General features: G+C 49.6%; 13 protein-coding genes. 9 read left to right on the top strand and 4 right to left on the bottom strand.

Annotation, left to right across the window (positions count from 1 at the left end; genetic code table 11):
* The first annotated feature begins 212 nt into the window (after nt 1–212).
* The 7 genes from GX441_01780 to GX441_01810 all read left to right on the top strand — a co-directional run bounded on the left by GX441_01780 (nt 213) and on the right by GX441_01810 (nt 9,227).
* Entirely contained in the window at nt 213–2,795 is a 2,583-nt protein-coding gene (locus GX441_01780; protein NLI97371.1) for a hypothetical protein, read from the top strand.
* 123 nt (nt 2,796–2,918) lie between these two features.
* Nucleotides 2,919–4,463, top strand: coding sequence for a YifB family Mg chelatase-like AAA ATPase (locus GX441_01785; protein NLI97372.1), 1,545 nt, complete (start codon nt 2,919–2,921; stop codon nt 4,461–4,463).
* A complete protein-coding gene (locus GX441_01790) occupies nt 4,464–5,627 on the top strand; it encodes a hypothetical protein (GenBank protein NLI97373.1) in 1,164 nt (387 codons plus the stop codon).
* Between the two features lie 398 nt (nt 5,628–6,025).
* Nucleotides 6,026–6,898: an SDR family NAD(P)-dependent oxidoreductase gene (locus tag GX441_01795; protein ID NLI97374.1), complete on the top strand. Its 873-nt coding sequence runs from the start codon at nt 6,026–6,028 to the stop codon at nt 6,896–6,898.
* Nucleotides 6,899–7,584: 686 nt separating this feature from the next.
* A complete protein-coding gene (rpmE, locus tag GX441_01800; GenBank protein NLI97375.1) occupies nt 7,585–7,896 on the top strand; it encodes a 50S ribosomal protein L31 in 312 nt (103 codons plus the stop codon).
* Between the two features lie 3 nt (nt 7,897–7,899).
* Nucleotides 7,900–8,989 (top strand): peptide chain release factor 2 gene (locus GX441_01805; GenBank protein ID NLI97376.1). Its coding sequence is split into 2 segments (ribosomal slippage): nt 7,900–7,938 and nt 7,940–8,989, totalling 1,089 coding nucleotides; the frame shifts between segments, so codons are not numbered across the junction.
* Nucleotides 8,990–9,035: 46 nt separating this feature from the next.
* Entirely contained in the window at nt 9,036–9,227 is a 192-nt protein-coding gene (locus GX441_01810; protein ID NLI97377.1) for a hypothetical protein, read from the top strand.
* A 427-nt stretch (nt 9,228–9,654) separates the two neighbouring features.
* On the opposite strand, the gene GX441_01815 is transcribed toward GX441_01810, so the two are convergent.
* From GX441_01815 to GX441_01825, 3 genes are all read right to left on the bottom strand, one after another.
* Nucleotides 9,655–10,077, bottom strand: coding sequence for a hypothetical protein (locus GX441_01815; protein NLI97378.1), 423 nt, complete (start codon nt 10,075–10,077; stop codon nt 9,655–9,657).
* Nucleotides 10,078–10,233: 156 nt separating this feature from the next.
* On the bottom strand, nt 10,234–13,131 hold the full coding sequence (locus GX441_01820) for a CHAT domain-containing protein (GenBank protein ID NLI97379.1): 2,898 nt from the start codon (nt 13,129–13,131) through the stop codon (nt 10,234–10,236).
* A gap of 158 nt (nt 13,132–13,289) precedes the next feature.
* On the bottom strand, nt 13,290–13,634 hold the full coding sequence (locus GX441_01825) for a hypothetical protein (protein NLI97380.1): 345 nt from the start codon (nt 13,632–13,634) through the stop codon (nt 13,290–13,292).
* A gap of 329 nt (nt 13,635–13,963) precedes the next feature.
* On the opposite strand from GX441_01825, the gene GX441_01830 reads away from it, so the two are divergent.
* Nucleotides 13,964–15,148, top strand: coding sequence for a hypothetical protein (locus GX441_01830; GenBank protein NLI97381.1), 1,185 nt, complete (start codon nt 13,964–13,966; stop codon nt 15,146–15,148).
* The gene (locus tag GX441_01835; GenBank protein NLI97382.1) at nt 15,138–16,070 is read left to right on the top strand and encodes an ROK family protein; all 933 of its coding nucleotides are present in this window, start codon (nt 15,138–15,140) and stop codon (nt 16,068–16,070) included. The genes GX441_01830 and GX441_01835 overlap by 11 nt, the downstream gene beginning before the upstream one ends.
* An 83-nt stretch (nt 16,071–16,153) precedes the next feature.
* Here GX441_01835 and GX441_01840 read toward each other — a convergent pair whose 3' ends face one another.
* Nucleotides 16,154–18,961 carry a hypothetical protein gene (locus tag GX441_01840; GenBank protein NLI97383.1) on the bottom strand — a complete coding sequence of 936 codons (2,808 nt, stop codon included), beginning with the start codon at nt 18,959–18,961 and terminating at the stop codon, nt 16,154–16,156.
* Nucleotides 18,962–19,109: the final 148 nt, after the last annotated feature.

Raw genomic sequence — 19,109 nt, forward strand, 5'->3', positions numbered from 1 at the left:
ATATCTATAGAAGAGACTTGACAGACTTGCTCGAATAGTCTATAATAATCTAGTCGAAAATAGTCTTCTCCAGAATAGAGAAGAATCTTCAATAAGTGAGCCCGGGGTTGCAGGTGGTTCTTGAGATACAACTGCTCTTGATACGTGTCGGGATAGAGCCTAGACTATAGTAGAGGTTAACGTGCATTCCCCGATACGGGGAAGGAGGAGAAATGAGCACGCTTGTATTATCCATAACAATACTCTTGAACACGGGTGTGATGAAGGATGATTTTCTTGTCAACTCGGATTCACCCAACAAGTGTACGAAAGGCAATGCCTTAGCAGCGCCATCGCCTAGTGGCTGGTTCGTTGCCTGGGAAGACACGAGAAACGCCCGTAACGATGAAAGTGACTTATTCGGCCAGTTCCTTTCGACCGATCTTACAAAATCCGGAAGTAACAGGATGGTCACATCCGATTCGATGCATAGAGAGATTTCTCTTGTGTCTGTTTTTTCAGATAGCTCAGGTAAAACTTACATTTTCTGGCGGGCTGGTGGCGATGCGGGTGAATACTGGCTGAGAAAGGTTTCAGCTTCTGGTCAACTTCTTGGAAAGGATACCATGCTTTTTGCCTTGGGTCCCTATCACGAAGCCGCCATGGCGATGAACGAAAACGGTGAATACGTTATATTATGGCAGGATGCCGGTTATATGGGGCTTTTGAAGTTCAATGCAGATGGAACTCAGAATGGCAAAGTCCAGCATGTTCTTGAAGGTTCTGGTCTGAATCTGAAAGTATCGATTGCCTCCAACGGCGCGGTTATTGCGGTTTGGAGTACAGAGATAGCGGATACGCTAATGGTATGTGCCCGTACATACAGACCAAATGGCGAACCGCGAGGTGACTGGTTTATGGTTTTTGGCTATACGGAATGGGCTCATGTTCCATGGATCGCATCTCTTGATGTTGGTAGCGATCATTCAGGTAAGTTTGTTATCACATGGATTCTTCGAGACGCTTTAATTACAACTCCTTATGTGCTTTATTTCAGAGCTTATCCCTGGGATGGAACTACTAGTGAACCCGCCAAGGCTATTCTCAAGATGAAATCTAACCTCACCAGCATTAGCCCGCACAAGATGGCAGTGAGCTGGGACGGAAGCTTCTCAGTCGCCTGGAGTGACCAGCGGAGCGGGCATTACCGTTCTTATCTTCAGAACTTCTTTGCGGACGGTTCTCTCAGAGGTCAGGAGATGACGATAAGCGAGGAGGGACCTGAGGATTGCTTCCTCAAGGCGCTTGTTCTTCAGGCAGATCAGTGGTTTGCAGTGTATTCAAGAACACGAGGTGGGCTTACAGAACTGTATGGACGCAGAGGAATGGTTTACGGCTCAATCATAGGCGACGAGATGCTCATAACCGACGATGAAAGCTCGATCTTCGAGACTGGACCGCAAGTACTTGCGGATGACAATGGAAACTTTATCGCCCTCTGGGGCGAGGATTGGCGTTATGGAGCGTCCTGCTTGCGCAGGTTTTCAAATGAAGATGAATTTTTGAGCGATGTTTTATCGCTAAAGGACTCGTCAGATATCAACAGATTATTGCCCCAATACTACGCCCGTACGAGCATGAATCGCAAGAACGGTGAGTTCGTATTTGTTTATAAAGCGACCGGCGATCCTTCGAAAATCCGAGCCCAGCGTTACTCGTCCGGAGGATACCCGGATAAAAATGAAGTTGCTTTTAAACTGAATGAGTATTCCTATGGTTACTTCAATGTTTCGATGAACCGCAAGGGTAGTTTTGCCGTTGCCTGGGTTCAAAAAATTGAGGGTTCATCCGTAATCTGCGTTAAACGTTTCGATAAAGACAACCTTGCTATTGACGATTCCGAAATAGTTATGGGCAAGCCGTCCATTTCGTCTTATTTTTACAATCCGCCTGCTATTGGTTTAAAGGACGACGGAGGTTTTGTAGTCGTATGGAAAGACTTGAGAGGCGGTATATGGATGCAGCGTTTTCGTTCTACCGCAGAACCCCTTGGAGAAGAGAATATGGTAAATGACGAGGGACCTTCCGACAATTGTCTGAAACCTGCGCTCGCGATTGACGAGAAAGGCAACTTCTGCATAGCGTGGACCGATTCCGTGTATACGTTCGTCCAGTTTTTTGATGCATTAGGTTCGAAACTCGGATCCAACATAAACACGGGAATTCAAGCAGGTACTTACACCAGCGTCAGCAACGCCTCTCTCCCCGGGGGCGGTTTTGTTGTCTATGCGACCGATTACTCAAACTCCGAGGATAATCCCGAGGTCTCAGCCGTATACTATCACTCGGACGGCACTGCCTGGAGCCGCAAGCTTCAGGTGAACGACCCTGATCAATTCTGCTTTCACTACCAGGTAGCGAACTACAACTCTGTAGCTACCGGAGGCAACCGCATCATTTACGTGTGGCAGGACAACCGCCGGCACAAGGGCTGGGACATATACGCCAAGATTTACGACCTCGACATCACCGGCATCTCCGAACCCTCCCCCTCGCCCTCCTCGCCCGTAACACCCGTAACCCACCAAATCGACTTAGAGTCAGGGATAGGCTCGACGATTACGCTCCGTTACTCGGACTTTCCGGAAGGCCTCCGAGCATCCGTGTACGACGCATCGGGCAGAAGGGTTGACCAGTTGTACACATCTCAGAAACAGGGCACTATCCAATGGGGCCAAGACAGGGCGCCAGGCGTATACTTCATTGTGCCCGAGGCTTTGACGAGACGACCTTTGAAGGTGGTGCTGGTCCGTTAGCGATCAAGTCTCGAAAGAGATATTTACTCTAAAGCTGTAGGGAGCGTAAACACAACAAAAGTTTATGACATTGCATTCCTTAAATAACTGCGTATATTGAATTGAATTTAGGAGGAATGCAATATGCTTGCAAAGGTTACGTCAGCAGGACTACTGGGAATCGACGCATACAAGGTAGAGGTCGAGGTTGACATCGCGCGCGGACTGCCTGCGTTTACAACGGTTGGTCTTCCTGACGCTGCGGTCAAGGAATCAAAGGATCGCGTGCTTGCCGCGGTCAAGAACGCCGGTTTTCCGATACCCTCCTCGCGGATAACGGTTAACTTGGCTCCCGCAGACGTTAAAAAGGAGGGCGCCGCATACGACCTGCCCATAGCCCTGGGCATACTTGCCTGCCGGGGCATCGTGCCGCTTGAAGCCCTTTGTAAATACATCATCGTCGGCGAACTCTCGCTTGACGGAACGATGCGGCCCGTTCGCGGCGCTCTCTCGATAGCGGCTCTGGTAAAGGAACTGGGATTCGAGGGGCTCATTCTTCCAAAGGAGAACGCGGCGGAGGCAGCCATCCACGGCGACGGGTTTGTTTACCCCGCCTCATCCCTGGTCGAGGTAGCGCAGTTTCTTTCCGGCGAATTCGATATCGCGCCTGCCAAGGTCAATGTTGACGAGCTTTTCCGCGAGGAGATGGTCTGGGGCGTGGATTTTGCGGACGTCAAGGGTCAGGAGCACGCCAAGCGCGCTCTTGAGGTCGCGGCGGCAGGCGGGCATAACATCCTTCTTGTGGGACCGCCGGGCACAGGCAAAACCATGCTCGCAAAGAGACTCCCGACCATACTTCCCTCCCTGTCGCTCGAGGAGGCGCTCGAAACCACGCGCATACACTCTGTCGCTGGCGCGCTCGAATCGGGTCGCGCGCTCGTCGCAATACGTCCGTTTCGCTCGCCCCACCATACAATCTCGGACGCAGGCCTTATCGGCGGGGGGCAGGTACCTAAGCCCGGCGAGGTGAGCCTTGCTCACAACGGCGTGCTGTTTTTAGATGAGCTTCCCGAGTTCCGCCGCAACGTTCTCGAGGTCATGCGCCAACCCTTGGAGGACGGCAAGGTCGTCATCAGCCGCGCAAAGGTCACCATAGGCTATCCGGCTCAGTTCACTTTGGTCGCTGCCATGAACCCGTGCCCGTGCGGTAATCTCACCGATCCCGTGAACGTATGCAGATGCACGCCGCCGCAGATTCAGCGCTACCGCTCCCGTATCTCCGGCCCGCTTTTGGATAGAATCGACATCCACATCGAGGTGCCGAAGCTTCGCTTTGACGAGATTCGCCGCAGGGAGCAGGGCGAGCGTTCGGAGGACGTGCGCGGCCGGGTGATGGCAGCGCGGAACGTTCAGCTCGCACGCTTCAAATCCTCCGTGCGCAAGAAGCCCATATACTCCAACTCCCAGATGGGCGCGAAGGACGTGCGAGCCTTCTGCGAGATTGGCCCGGACTCGGAGCATCTCCTGAAGACCGCGATGGAGCGCTTCGGGCTCTCCGCCCGCGCGCACGACAAGATTCTCAAGGTCGCAAGGACTATAGCGGATCTCGACTCCTCCGAACACATCAAGCCCCAGCACATCTCAGAGGCCATCCAGTACCGGAGCCTTGACAGGAAGGTGGAGGTGTAGATGGAGGAGAAAAAAAGCAAGTTGATTGTTGAAGGTCGAGTGTTTGAGATTTACGATTTAGGGCAACCAATGAACGAAGCATTTCGCCAACTTTTCTCTTCCTTCTTCAGTAGTCCTGTTCTTAACTTCGAAGAATTTGAGAAGGCAACCCTTGTATTCTTCGACTCAGTTGAAAACGATGGGACTCTTTCAAAACTCCAGAAAGCATCCAGCCACGATAAATTTTTCTCCAACTTTACAATAATGTGGCAATGGTTTTGGAATCAAAGGCGGCTTAGTGATGCCGAGTATTTATGGGAACTCGCGGTAAAACCTGCCTTAGATTGGGAAACCAAAAATAAGAATTGTTTAATACATAAAGGAACTGCCTTCTATTTCTGGGGCGGAACGGCCATCCTCAATGGTAATCTCGATAAAGGCTACCTCTTGATGCACCAGGCATTAGCTGAGGACAAACGAAAACATAGTGATCCAACGACATTGCCAGATACGCCCTCCTTCGTGTTTGTTACCTTAGATTACACGGATCCGCGAAATACTTTTAAAGAATGGACATTAGAACGAGTTAAATTCTTAGAGGAATTACTTAACAAATACCAATCCACTTATAGCAAACATATAACATCGGAAGAGCTTAGGTCTCGTCTCTTAAGAGGACATCGAGATATATCTTTGATAATTCTTTTTGCCTATACCTTAGCTCGTTTTTATAATCTGGAAAAAACTCCACCCTACGCCCAAGAGAGCGATTTTGCAGGACAACTTGATACAAACATGCTCTTCGACATTGCCGTAATTATCGAAGCATTAATCAAAACGAAAAGTGGCATCAGGTGTTGCTTCAAACAGCAAGCTAAATATTTTTCAGATCGAACTTCCCTAGGTTTTTCCGATCGACCTATCGATCAACTTCGCGAAGTCAATACTTATTTTGAAAATGATTTTGATTTGACCTTGCGGCAATTGCTTGACGCTCCCTTTAGATTTTGTGATAGTAGTACAGTTTCAATCCCTGGTGGAAGGGATTTAGCGATAGCTTATGGGATTAGAAATCATGGCGCGCACAACATCTCATCCGTACCTGCAATTTGGGAAAGGTTTACTGATCTTCGCCAGAGTTTGTTCAACGTGCTGTTCCTCTGTATTGAAACGCTTTACCCTTAATTCGTCATTGCGAACCACCGGAGGGGGTGTGGCTCCGAAGGGTGAGTGAAGCGTACCATCCCATGGTGTTGAACCAAAATCATATGGCTCAATCTCACATTTCAAAGATAGTGCAATGAGATAGTTCCGCAAGCGTCACCCTTCGAAGCTTCGCCGCGTCACTCCTCGCAACGACAGTCCCACCCTCCCCTGTCAAGGGGGAGGTAATTGGATAAAGCCCGCAGCATCCGACATTAAACGGGAAAGTGGTATGAAAGTGAGGTTGCTTCGCCCTTCGGACTCACGTCCTTCCGGCCTGCGGCCTCCACTCCTCAGAATGACATCTGGAATTTGGGTTTCGCCCCTTCACCCCCGGTCATCCTTGACACGCTCGTCCTTTGCCGCTATACTGCCTTATCATGGAAAACAATAATATAGAAAAAAAGATATGCCTCATCACGGGCGCGAACGCCGGCATAGGCAAGGCCGCGGCCGTTCAAATCGCCGAAGCGGGGTACCGCGTCATAATCGGCTGTAGGAACAAGGAACGGGGCGAGGCGGCGCTCAAGGAGATTAAGGAAAAAAGCAAGAGCGGAGACGTCGAACTGATGATTATCGACATGGCTTCGCAGCGCTCAATCCGTGCCGCCGTCGACGCGCTCGCTTACCGGCAGGTGGACGCGCTGATTCACAACGCCGCCGACTTCGACATCAGCAGAAAAACGCCCGAGTTCAGTGAGGAGAATATCGAAACCGTCTGGGCTACCAACCACCTTGGGCCAGTGCTTTTAACCAATCTTCTTACGGACAGACTGAAGCAAAGCGAGCAGGGCCGCGTGATAACGGTCGCCTCCAAGGGGCTCGTCATGCACCCGTTCCTCAAGGTAAGCCTCGACGACCCCGAATTCAAGAACCGGCCGTACAGCGTGGAGAAGGCGTACTACCAGTCGAAGCTCGCGCAGGTGATGTACACGTACTGGCTTGCCGGGGAGCTGAAGGACACGAGAATAACGGTCAACTGCATCCGCGTCACGAACGTCAAGATAGACATCGAGCGCTATCCCAACCTTTCCGAGAAAATGAAATCCATCTATGCGATGAAGAGCAAGTTCGCGATATCGCCCGAGGACATGGCGCGCACGTACACTCACCTGGCGACTTCACCCGATTTGAGCGCGGTCACGGGCAAGTACTTTGACGAGAAGAACAAGGAGGTCGCTTCCTCCGGCTACAGCAAGGACGCAAAGAACATTGCCGCCGTGATGGATATGACGATGAGGTATCTCAAATAAAGGGTCGAACACTTCATTAGAAGATACTCCGCTGCACCGCTTAATTGACAAGAATATGGAGGAGTTGGACCGAAGCTTAGAAGGGTGAGTGAAGCGAACAGTCCCATGTCACAAAGCTAATAACATGCGGTTCCATCCTTAAGACACGAGGAGACTTTCTTCCCACCTTATGAAGGGGGGTGGTCGCAGACCGGTGGGATCATAATGAACATTCCCTCCTGGAATAGATTGCTTCACATCCCCGAGGGAGTTTCGTAAAGACATTTCTGATTAACTAGCGCGGTTTTCTCCAAACCTGACTACAAACCGTCAACCCTTTATCCCACGAAATTGCTTCGCACTTACGTGGGGAACCCGCGTCTGAAATCGGTCCTGCCGAACGTATGCATCCTAGCGCTCGTTCGGCCAATGCGGCTTCCAGCCGCCACTTTTGTCCAGTTTCTGTCCGTGATTTCTGACTGCTATTCTTGAATCGCGACTAAGAAACTTGGCGCATATCTTTAATTCTGGCTTGACAAGGTAAATGATACATGACCACAAAGTGTTAAGCCTGAATACTAAAATTGCGGCGAGCTGCATTCAAATCTGGCATCGAGATGGTGTCACAGCTTGACATTAGAGCTAACTCGTATTAAAATTAAAGCTCCCCGCGACGGAACGCCGGGAGGCAAAAAGGAGATTTAGAAATGAAGGACAAGATTCATCCAAAGTACGCAGAAGTGACAGTTCACTGCGCTTGTGGATTTGAATACAAGACATATTCTACGCGAGAGAAGATAAGACTTGACATCTGTTCGCATTGTCACCCGTTCTTTACCGGCAAGACAAAGATAATCGATAAGGCAGGCCGTGTTGAACGCTTCCGTTCACGCTTCGGTGAAACAAAAGGAACAAAAATCCTTACGGCAAAGGAAAAGACCGAACTTGAAGCCAAACAAGCCGCAGCAAAAGCCGAAGCAAAGAAAACGACAAGGCCCAAACGAAGCTCTAAAAAATAACTTATGAAGGAACGTATCTCAGACCTGGAAGAAAAGTTCACCAGGATTAAGGAGTTCCTTTGACACAGCCGCTTTAGCGGCAACAAGAGATGAGCTGAGGGAACGGGCTTCGGCACCTGATTTCTGGAATAACCAAAGAAAAGCGCGCGAAACAATGAGTGAACTTTCGCGCATTGAAAAAATCATCGAGACCCTTGAGCGCCTTGAAAAGGAAATAGGCGAGGCTGATGAACTTTATGAGATGTTTGCAGGCGATTCTCAGTCGGAAAAAGACCTTTCAAGGACGCTGGATAAAGCCGAGCAAGAACTTCGCGACCTAGAGATATCGCTTGTGCTCTCCGATCCGAACGATTCAAAAATGGCAATAATGACGATCCATCCAGGAGCCGGAGGTGTTGAAAGCTGCGACTGGGCGGAGATGCTCTATCGTATGTATCTGAGATACTTTGAGAGGAAGGGATATAAAGCGAATGTTCTCGACTTTCAGCCCGACGATGTTGCGGGAATAAAGGATGCAACCATTGAGGTTTCAGGCGAGTTTGCTTACGGAATGCTTAAAGGCGAATCAGGAATTCACAGACTGGTTAGAGTTTCTCCATTCGATGCTGCAAAGCGCAGGCATACGTCGTTTGTGTCCGTTTTTGTAATGCCCGAGATAGAAGATGTAGAGGTCTCTATTAGTCCTGATGATTTAAGGATCGATACTTACCGGGCGGGCGGTCATGGCGGGCAGAACGTCAATAAACTTTCAACCGCTATAAGGATAACTCATATTCCGACAGGCATTGTCGTTCAGTGCCAGAATGAACGTTCGCAGCATCAAAACAAAGAGAATGCGATGAAGGTCCTGCGAGCACGGGTGTATGCCTATGAACAGGAAAAAGCGAACAAGGAGAGGGAGAAGCTGGAGGATGCCAAAACAGAAATAGCGTGGGGACATCAGATACGTTCATACGTGCTCTTTCCTTACCAGATGATTAAAGACCATCGCACCGAACACGAGCAACACAATGTAGATGCGGTACTTGATGGCGACATTGAGGAGTTTCTCAACGCAACGCTTCTCTGGCAAGCGAGCGCCCGTAAAAGCTAACAGACCTCAAACTTGACGCTCCTATATTACAAATTACAATAATACAATGGATATGAAACAAAGCTTCCTTGCGGATGCGATGCTTGGCAAGCTCAGCAAATGGCTGAGGGCGCTTGGCTGGGATACAAGTTACATAAAAAATAAACCTGCAACAGAACTTCTGCAAACTGCTGAAACCGAAGGAAGAACCCTTAAAACACTCATGCCGACCTCCTTAGCGTTTAGAAAGCTAACTTAAATATGGTTTATTTAAATGAAGTATATTGTGGGTAAAAGGGGTTGTCAAGGGTAAAATGGTATTACGAAATTCATAATGAAGTTGCTTACCTGTGTATGTATGATAAAAGAAAGTATGACAAGTTAGGCAGGATATCATAATATTTAAACCATCCAAGTCTGAATAAGTAAAGTAATCCACGATCTTGGAATATCCAAACCAAGAGATAACTAATACTTGAGACCAAAAAAAATCCTGATCCTATCCAAGTAAATGCCCGATAATGGGTTGAGGTTTCTTTTTTTATAGCAAGCAATGCAAGTGAAATACCTGCGACAAACATGAATAGAAAATTGTACAGTAAGTAACCGAGAACTGCAATAAAGAGAATTACACCTAATTGTATGATGTTTTTAGTGCTATCTTTCATCTATTCCTCCAAAACAACTCAAATTAGAGTACACTCGGCAATAAAAATATACGCCACCCTGAAGTAAACAGCTCGAGGATTGAATTCCAATTGATAAGCCATCTTGAAATCTAACCACATACCTGAGAGCATGAGTATAGTCACAATAGGTATGTAAAAGATACCCCAGGAGAGTATTCTTTTAAAAAGCTGGAGATCAAGCGAACGGCAGGCTTTTCTGAGTAAAACCATCACGCATGTCAAAACACCTGCAATCAGCAATGACGCAATCGTCACCTGCAGCCGGAACATGTTGGGATCAAGCGGTATGTCGGAGAAGTATGCTCTTGCCATTCTTTCCAGAGTGAAATCGTATATTGTTATGTATGGGAAGTAAGCGCAGAATCCTAATACAACCAATACTGCAAGAGAAGTCAGGATTATGGGTAATGTTTTCTTCATTAATTAAACCTCCTTTACTCTTATAAGATTATTTAATAATACTTGTGTTAGTCAAGTCTACCCTTGAAACATACCAGATGGAGCTCAAGGCCTTATCTAGTACGTCGTTTGGATTCCATATTAAGCAAACAAATGACGTCTGTCAGAAGACCGGCGCTATCGCCATTCGCCGATAAGAATGAACGGGGCCCAGAAGAAAGGATGGGAGTATTTTGAACTGTGTATCAAATCCGACTGGGCTCTGCGAAGCGCCTCGGATTTGCTCATGGTTTTAAGATAGCCGTAGAAAGAGATCATGAAATCCCTTGTGGATTCGTCAGCTACCGGCCAGAGGGTCGCCACAATCGAAGGCGGACCCTCCATAGCCAGAGAGAACGCTTTTGCCATGCTTTCCCATTCAAGACCTGGTTTGTCTGAACCAATAGCGGTTTCGCACGCGGAAAGGGTCACAAGCTGCATTCTTCGCCATTCCTCGCCCGAAATCTCAGTCGCTGTCCACCGTCCGTCCGATTCCGCGGTCGACGAGAGTTGGATGTATGACTCCCACGGCGATGTTGAATTAAGCCTGCAATGAGACGCTATGTGGAGGAATTTGATGTTCTTGCTCTTATCGGTGACCTCAGGTTCGGTTGCATTTTCGCCAAGAAGCAGTATCGAGCCGGGATACTCGCTGTCAATGGCTTGTGCCTCTATCTGGGATTCAGGCAGGTTAGCGCCGAGGGGATTGCCAACAACTAGAAGGGTATCTGGCTTATCCGCAGGCCAGTCAGATCTTCGCTGGATGCACTTCAAGAGCTCGGCAGAAGTCAGGAGATTCCAGTTGATCTTTTCAGATAAGAAGTGAAGGTTACCCTCCTTTTCGTAAGCGAGCGCTCCGAATGGAATATAGTAGAGTTCACTCGAAGGGATAAACGTCACGATCCTTGAGTTTTCCAGAGAAGCCTCAAACGGCTCAATCAAAAGATCGTAAAGCTTAGTCAATACATCCTTCAAAGGTTTAACCTCCCTTTCATAGAAAGCGCTGTCCGGTGAGTTCCAGTTCCACAGGGAGATGTTTTGATAGGCTATCAGCCTTAAACCTTTATCGAAGCACAGATAGCGGCATTGAGCAACGAGTCTTGAAACAGAATCCCGGCTGATGTCTATGGACCTTGCCTCGTAGTTGGAATCCGAGACGAGAAATAGATACAGTTTTTTTTCTGATGGGTATGCCATGAGAAGCTTCTGTCCCTCGGGCAGTTCCTGTCTCAAAGATGCAAAGAGGACGGGATCGACAGTTACTGCGAAAGCGTAATCTGGTTCTGTCTTAATCTCGCTCACGACCTTGAAGAACTCCGCCTTCGTCTCGGCAAGTATCTTTGAAAGGGATGCGATTCGCTCAGGGGCTTGTTCAAGCGTGTCCTTGCTTTTTTCCGCAAGAAGCTGTTCGGCTATAATGCCTTCTTCAAGCGAAAGCTCGTTTGCGAAATTCAATTTCTGTTTCAGGGAATCCTCGCCTAAAGCCATGCTTCCCTCTTCAAGCGAGGCCTTGAGTCTTTTAAGCTTTGAACGTTCAACAACCTCGAAGGCTTCTTCAAACCTTCCAGACGCCATAAGCAGATCTATATAATTCTCGTATATCTCGCTGTGCTTCTCGGCGTATGCCTTCCTGTACTCCGTTCCAACCCTCAGGCTGCTCTGTTCAAAGACATCTGCAGCCATGCTTGCATGGATTAAAGCCACGCTGTCCTGTCCAAGTGCTTTTTCAGCCTGGGAAAGATGAGTGTAACCTTTTGCCAGACTCAAAGGGGCTAGAGCGTAATTCTTCTCGTTAATCTGGACGCTTGCTTCAAAATATGCAAGCGCTTTTCCTGGGTTGCCGGCTTTAAGATAAGTCGCGCCTAATCCATCCATTGTTTCTGCGACACCGAAGCCCGTTCCAACAGGACATTTCTCCCAAACGCTGAGCGCCTCATCGTAGTTCCTTACCGCTTCCGCATAGTTCCCTTTCTCGCGGTAACCGGTAGCCAGATCGTCAAGCGTAGATGCAAGTATTTGGGGATGAGAACCTTCGGGCAGGTTCCGCAGATTTTCAACGGCTTTGGAAAGAAGGTTCAGACCGTCATCGGTTTTGCCTTCCTTCATTCGGATCTCGCCGAGAAGGCTGTAATATGCCCATACCCTGGGTCCCTCTTCGCCGAACACCTCTGTAAATACTTCAAGCGCCCTTGAGGCCAGCGAGTCGGCCTTCTCAAGCTCGCCTAACTCGAAATATGTGGATGCCAGATCGCTCATTGAAAGCGCAAGCCACCACGGAGAACCGGAGAGTTCTGCGAGTTCCATGGCATTGCTCCGGTATCCCAGGGCTTTTTCCTCGAATCCCAGCCCTGCATAGAGCTGGCCTGCAAAACCGTAAAAGGGAATCAGTTCAGGCGAGGAATCGCCTACAGCCGCACGAGCGATATCGATGCTTTTAAGGACAGCCGAGTCCATCATGGAGAGCCTGCCTTTTGCTCCCCAGGAAGCGGCAATCCACTGCCAGCTTCTCGCGGATTCGAGGGAATCGATCTCCGTGTAAATGGATGCCGCCGAAGAGAGTTCTACAATAGCGTCGTCGAAATGTGCAAACTGGAATTCGTACACCCCAAGGTCATAATACGCATCCGCTACGCGGCGGTGTTTGGTTCCGAGTGCGGCCAGTCGGATAAGCAATGACGCTTTGAGATGCTCCATCGCTTCTTTGTATTTATTCAGACCGCCGTACGCTTTTCCCACAAGACCTTCCAGGCGCGCGGTCAAAGTATCTTCCCTGCCCATGAATCGAGCCGCAAGAGCAAGACCTCTCTCCGATGTGGTTAGCGCCGAATCATACTGCGATGAAAGAATAAGCACCCAGGAAAGACCACTCAGGGCGTCTACAAGACCGTTCGTATCCGAAATCAATTCCCTCATTCCTATCTCTTGCGAGAGGTGAAACCGGGCAAGGTCGAGTTGATAGTCGCCAGCCGCCTGCATTCCTGATTCATGAAGACTGTCAGCCGCAGAACGCACGGAATCAGCGTTTTGGGAATACACAACACCCGCTGAGATCAAGAAGAGAATCAGTACCGTCGCGCGCCACGAATATATTATTGTTCCTCCTAATCGGTTTCGAGTGCAAGTGTAAGAATCTCTTGGGCTATGTCAAGTCCCGGATTGTAATCGCCCAGACTCCTTAATGGTGCGGAATTCGGCTAATCGTTCTGCAGGTTGGATGGAGTTTTGTTTGAGTCCGACGTTGCGTTTGATGTGTCTTCTCTCTCTTGTGTTATGAGCTTGTTAAGTGAGTCCTCATAGTCGTCTTTGCGCATTATGGTGATTTCGCCTCCAATCCTGTGAATCATTACCCAATCGATTCCCACCCTTGTTACGAATACCTTATCTAATGATTTCTTCCCGGTAAGAGATGAACCAGGAGACCTTTCGTTATCGGAGTCACGAATGATTGTATCTTCTGAGGAGAGTACGAAATTGATTGTTTCTTGAAATCCCTCTGCGGCGCTAACACTAACTGTCGTTGTACAATATAAAACTAACAATAGTGTAAACACAATGACTATCTCAAAAGCCTGACTAGGCTTTCTAACTCAGACTGCGATTTTGCCCTCCATCCGCCTCTCTTCAGAACGCCGATTTCCTGTCTGTGCATCTATAGATGCGCCTGACCACAAAGAGCGGGACTAGTTGCCAAACTCGCTTACTTTATAATAAGCCAAAAAAACGAGCTGTCAAGTGTACTTCAAAGCGTTACATAAGGTGTTACTTCCACTGAAGATGCAGAATTCATACTTTTTTGCTGTGAAAAGTGCTTTTCAAAAAAATTAAAGTATGTTTCTTGACAAACATGAATTCCTTGATAAGCTATCTTATGATATTCATATATGAGGATTCCTGGGAAAACTACAAGCCCCTTTCGCTGCTGAGGCCTGTAGCTGAGGTCCGTTGCGGAGCTCTCACCTTCAGACAAAAGATAGAGAGTGTATTTAAGGATGAAGTTCGGATGATAGTTCGGGATCGTATGCCTGACCTCTGTCTTGAACAATGGCCTGAGGCGTCGCGGGGGATCAACGACGTACCGCAAGGCAGGCATCTTTTTATAGCTGCCGGCTCGATATTTACTGCTCCGATTCCAATGACCGGTTATGATGATACCTTCGTGGATGAAAAAGAGCGCATCCTGGGTTTCGAGACCGACTCGCTCGCCGGCTATGTGAGCGCCGAAAGCATCGCCGATTTCCTCGCGGATTCAACTCCTCAAAAGCGTTCCGTCCCTGGTAGAAGGATTCATTACCCCTGGGAGATATTCGCAGGGCTTGAACTTGAGGTTACAAGGGACTTTAAGGGAAAGCTCTCACAAGGCGCAATCGATTCGCATGTGGCGGTTTACGGCGATGCGCTAAGAATCGAAGAGGGCGCAGTAATAGAGGCAGGTGTCACCATAGATTGCAGAAAAGGGCCTGTGACGGTGGCAAACAACGCTTTAATCAAGGGTCCGACGCTTATAGAGGGTCCTGTATATGTCGGCGAGAAAACGGTTGTGGACAGCGCCCGGCTTCGTGCAGGAACCGTTCTCGGACCTCAGTGCCGCGTGGGCGGCGAGATTGAAGCCTCAATCCTTCACGGGTTCGTTAACAAGCATCACGAGGGTTTCATAGGTCATGCCTACGTCGGAGAATGGGTCAATCTCGGCGCGATGACGACGAATTCTGACCTGAAAAACAACTACTCTCCGGTAAGGGTCGTTTTGAATGGCGAAGAGTACTCAACCGGGATTACAAAATTCGGCTGCATAATCGGCGATCACACAAAGACCGCCATCGGGACTCTTATCCCAACAGGAGCCGTCATCGGCGTCTTTGCAAACATACTCGGAGGAGGCCTTTGCTCGAAGAACATTCCGTCCTTCTCCTGGGGCGAGGAGTCCGTCTACTCCCTTTCCCAGCTTGCCGAAACTGCGGAAAAGGTGATGGCGCGCCGGGATGTAAGCATTGGAAAAACTCTTCTGGAATTCATCTCGAACCTTCATTCAGAACATACTCAAGATGTCGGCTAGCTTCCTCGGCATCGATATAGGCGGCACTACCGTCAGCCTGGGACTTGTGGATGCTCATGGGAAGATAAAGAGTAAAAGAGAGATACCGACAATTATGAATGAAGCTCCGCAGAAGCTCGTTGATAGAATTTCATCCGCAGCGCTGGCAGCAGCCAAGACCGAAGCGATATCGAGGGTCGGAGCGGGGATTGCAGGTCTTATCGATCACCGCAGGGGTGTGGTTCGGTTTTCGCCGAACCTTTCAGGCTGGAACGACATCCCTCTCGCTGATATGCTTTATGAACGCTTCAGGGTTCCTGTCGCAGTAGGCAATGACGTCAATGTGATAGCGTGGGGCGAGTTCAAATTCGGAGGGTACGAAACCAAGGATCTCTTTTGTTTCACCCTCGGAACCGGAATCGGAGGCGGAATAATATCAGGAGGCCGTCTCATCCTTGGCGCAAACGACGCCGCGGGCGAATTCGGACACACGTCGTTCGAACGCCAAGGACTCAAGTGTCTCTGCGGACTCAAGGGCTGCCTTGAGAGCTATGTCGGAACAAGGTATCTCGTAAAAGCCGCAAGAAGAAGGATGAAGAAGGGTTCGCCGCTCATGAAGCTTGCATCAAGCCATGAACTGACCCCCAAACTTCTTGCCGCGGCTGCAAGACAGGGCGACCAGGTAGCCCGTGAGATATTTACCGAGGCAGGAGAGCGGATAGGCAGAGCGCTCGGCAATGTAGTGCAGCTTCTTGATCCTGACGTCATCGTAATCAACGGCGGAATAAGCAGGGCCGGCGAGTTGATTCTTTTGCCTATACGCGAATCGCTGAAACGCTACACAATGCCCCTTAAAGACCGCAGACTGCGTGTACTGCGTTCACGTCTCGGGGATAAGGCAGGAATTCTTGGGGCTGCTGCGCTTACAGATATCGTTTCTTAATCCCCTCTGTCCTCTCCTCCCTGTAAGATTTTACCGCTTTTTCAAATCAGGATAATGCAAAACCAGGCTCTTTCATGCTCGAATTAATAGCTCAGCGGGTCTTTTTCCCACGGCTTCTTAATGAAATCGAGTCCGTCCTTGCGTTTTCTTCCCAGGTCTATCGGGATACTCGCATTAATGCTATACACGGGCTGAATGTCTCCGTCGCGCGTTATTGCTACTCCGAACATCGGGTTAATGGTAAGGAAGTCCCAGGCTGCATGTATCTCAGGACCCATAAGAATGCCTGCGGAGGCTCCAAGAACCTCGTGCGAATCGAAAGCGGCATCGGCGAACACGCTCACGTAAAGGTCTTCGAAGAATATGTTCGGGTTCCATATCCCGAAGCGCATCTTCAGGAGCCTGCGCCGGTACTCAAGTGTCGCGGTCTGGAATGTCCAATCGGTGGTGGTAAGGGTTGTATAGTAGCCTCTTATAGGATTATAGTAGTAATATGCGGTCTGCTTCTGGGCGGAAAGATCCAGTCTCGATGATATGTCTCCTATGATTACTCCGCCGAGAAGGTCGACGGCAGCTGCGCCTCTTAGAGCAAGAATCGAGCGCTCTCTCGTGGAGAATATTGGCGATTCCCAGCCGTGCGACGCCCTTGCGGCAAGGCTCCAGAATGGCCATGCGAAAGAAGCGCTTATCGAGCTTTCCAGACTACGGTAATCGAGCAATGGTCCGTACGCATTAAACCCTTCGCCCCAGTAAATGCTTCGCAGACCTCGTCGCGAGCGGGCGACAAGCGGAATGCTCATGGATGGGTTTATGCTGAAACTGTAGCCTGCCAGTGAGTCATTAATGTTCCACAAGGGACCGAAGCCTGCATCAAGAAACAAACCTAGCGGCCCGAAGCGGTAGTTGCTCCAGAAAACACTCGCGCTTGGCGCAAGACCAACTACGTCATAATCGGCGCGGATGGAGTAGGAGTTCTCGCCGAGCACGTCCGCTCCCTGGAAATAGAGCCCGGGAGCAAGATGAGTCAGGCCTTGCGCAGAAGACCACTCCATGGTAAAGTACGGAACTCGTACCCAGGGTCTCAGAAGAGTAAGATAGGGCGATAACGGTGAACGTTCCTTGAAATCGCCGTCCCAGGCAGGTTCGAGCGTCGACACCTGCTCCGTATAGGTCGAAGGGAAGACCGCTTCCGTGAGTGCTGGTTTTACCGAGTACAGGTCGTTTCCCCGTGGGTTAAGGCTCATAAAGTAAAGCCTATCGCCAAGCAATACAGGATTCTGGGTGTAGCTGGGGGTCTTGAACTGCTCAATTGCACCTGATTTCGGGTCGAGTACGTATGAGCCGACTGCACCGTCAGTGCCGTAAGGGTTTGCGGAGTACATTATCTTGCCTCCCATATCCAGAGAAAGACCTGTTTCGCTCCAGACACTATTCGTCAATCTCCTCCAGGCGTCTTTGTCCGAGTACTCCCATATATCCCAGTTTTCGCCTTGCGTTCTTGCGCTCATGTAAATCTTTCCGTCATCCGAGGCAAGTATCTCTCCTATAAGGGTATCTCCCTCCCAGATTCGCTCGGTTTCGCCCCCCTCAGGAGGGATTCTTTCAAGTATCGAACCGAAGCGGGCGTTTTCGGGGTCTAAAGACAGGAGAAAAGACTCATCAGGCAGACGGTCGAAGGCGCGCACTCTGCCCTCGAATATGACTGCTTCGTGGCGGTCTTTAAGGTCTAAGGCGCGTATCTGGACGAGTTCGCCGAAGCTGAGCCCCGAAGTGTTGGGAAATCCGAGCCTGTTGACCGATGCGCCGTAATAAAGCACCCCGTCGTGTACGCGTATCGGGGAAGTAATGGATGTAAGCGGCCGTTTAAGAACCTCCTCAACACCCGTAACACCCGTAACACCCGCAACACCCGCAACACCCGCCTGAGGATCGTATGCGACGATATCTATGTAAAATTTCCCGTACAATGGTGCAAGTTTCTTCCCGTACACGCGACAATAGTAGATTTTTTCGCCGTCGGTCGCCATACCTCCTGAAAAGTACCAGCCTTTTTTAGTTATCCTTTGGGCTGCGGAATCCGCTGGAATAAAGTCCGCAGCACGCTCCTTGACCGATTCCTGCCAGTCATCGAGCAGGGAGGGAAATCTCTGGTCGAAAGCGTCGCGGGCGCTTCTATCGAGTGAGAATATCGGAATGCGGGAACCGTGTTTCCTGTAGAAGGTTCCAATCGCCTCCTCGCCCTTGGTTTCGACTAGCCACTCGTAAAAGGGACCGCCGTAAGCGTAAATGGCGCCCAGAGGATATTCATAAAGGGAGCCCTCCATGTTCCAGTTTCTCGTAATCTTTCCCTCGCTTGCCCGTGTCAGAACATTGGCGTCGTACTCACCAGACTCGAGTCTGCCTTCATAGCCAACAATGTGGGATTCGGTGTAGACGGTAACTCCCTCTATAAGCCATCCTGGGGTGGCTGCGTTCGGAATCACCCATGGACCGAAGAGATATCCCAGGGCTTTCGGCAGGCCCCAAACGGACGAGAGCGAGACCTCGTGAGCGTACTCGTGGATTCCTACCGTCCGCATCCAGTCGCGCGTAGAAAGGTCAAAACCAGAGGGCGGAGTCGTATATAGATGGATTTCGTTGCCCACAGGATTCGAGAAGCCGTTGACGGTCATTCCCATATCCTCAATGACAATCCAGACCTTGCCCGGGTCATAACCTACTAAATCATTTACCTTGTCGCGTTTAGTCTCGAGCCACTGGATGGCTCGAGATGCCTGGCCGCCGTATCCTTTCGGAAAGACAAGATTGTAGTGCTCGCTCTGCAGAACCTGCCAGCGTACGGCGGCCGTCAGCAAAAGCGGCATTATCGAAAGTATCCCAAATCTTTTCACGGGCATATCCTCCTTGGAACATTTAGCCTATCAGTTTTCTATAAATGCCGTCTTCTCCGGAAAAACTATTATAAACCCCGAACTTAGCATATCTTAAGACGGGATTGCTGTATCCGTTGTTCCGAAAATATCGCTGCTATACAATTTC

The organism is bacterium, from assembly GCA_012517375.1.
In the GTDB taxonomy this organism is placed as follows: domain Bacteria; phylum Hydrothermota; class Tepidihabitantia; order B3-TA06; family B3-TA06; genus JAAYVC01.

Bases quoted from the DNA above. Each gene is read 5' to 3' on its own strand.
- GX441_01790 (NLI97373.1), top strand. From the start codon at position 4,464: ATGGAGGAGAAAAAAAGCAAGTTGATTGTTGAAGGTCGAGTGTTTGAG.
- GX441_01780 (NLI97371.1), top strand. From the start codon at position 213: ATGAGCACGCTTGTATTATCCATAACAATACTCTTGAACACGGGTGTG.
- GX441_01815 (NLI97378.1), bottom strand. From the start codon at position 10,077: ATGAAGAAAACATTACCCATAATCCTGACTTCTCTTGCAGTATTGGTT.
- GX441_01835 (NLI97382.1), top strand. From the start codon at position 15,138: ATGTCGGCTAGCTTCCTCGGCATCGATATAGGCGGCACTACCGTCAGC.
- GX441_01795 (NLI97374.1), top strand. From the start codon at position 6,026: ATGGAAAACAATAATATAGAAAAAAAGATATGCCTCATCACGGGCGCG.
- GX441_01810 (NLI97377.1), top strand. From the start codon at position 9,036: ATGGATATGAAACAAAGCTTCCTTGCGGATGCGATGCTTGGCAAGCTC.
- GX441_01830 (NLI97381.1), top strand. From the start codon at position 13,964: ATGATATTCATATATGAGGATTCCTGGGAAAACTACAAGCCCCTTTCG.
- rpmE (NLI97375.1), top strand. From the start codon at position 7,585: ATGAAGGACAAGATTCATCCAAAGTACGCAGAAGTGACAGTTCACTGC.
- GX441_01785 (NLI97372.1), top strand. From the start codon at position 2,919: ATGCTTGCAAAGGTTACGTCAGCAGGACTACTGGGAATCGACGCATAC.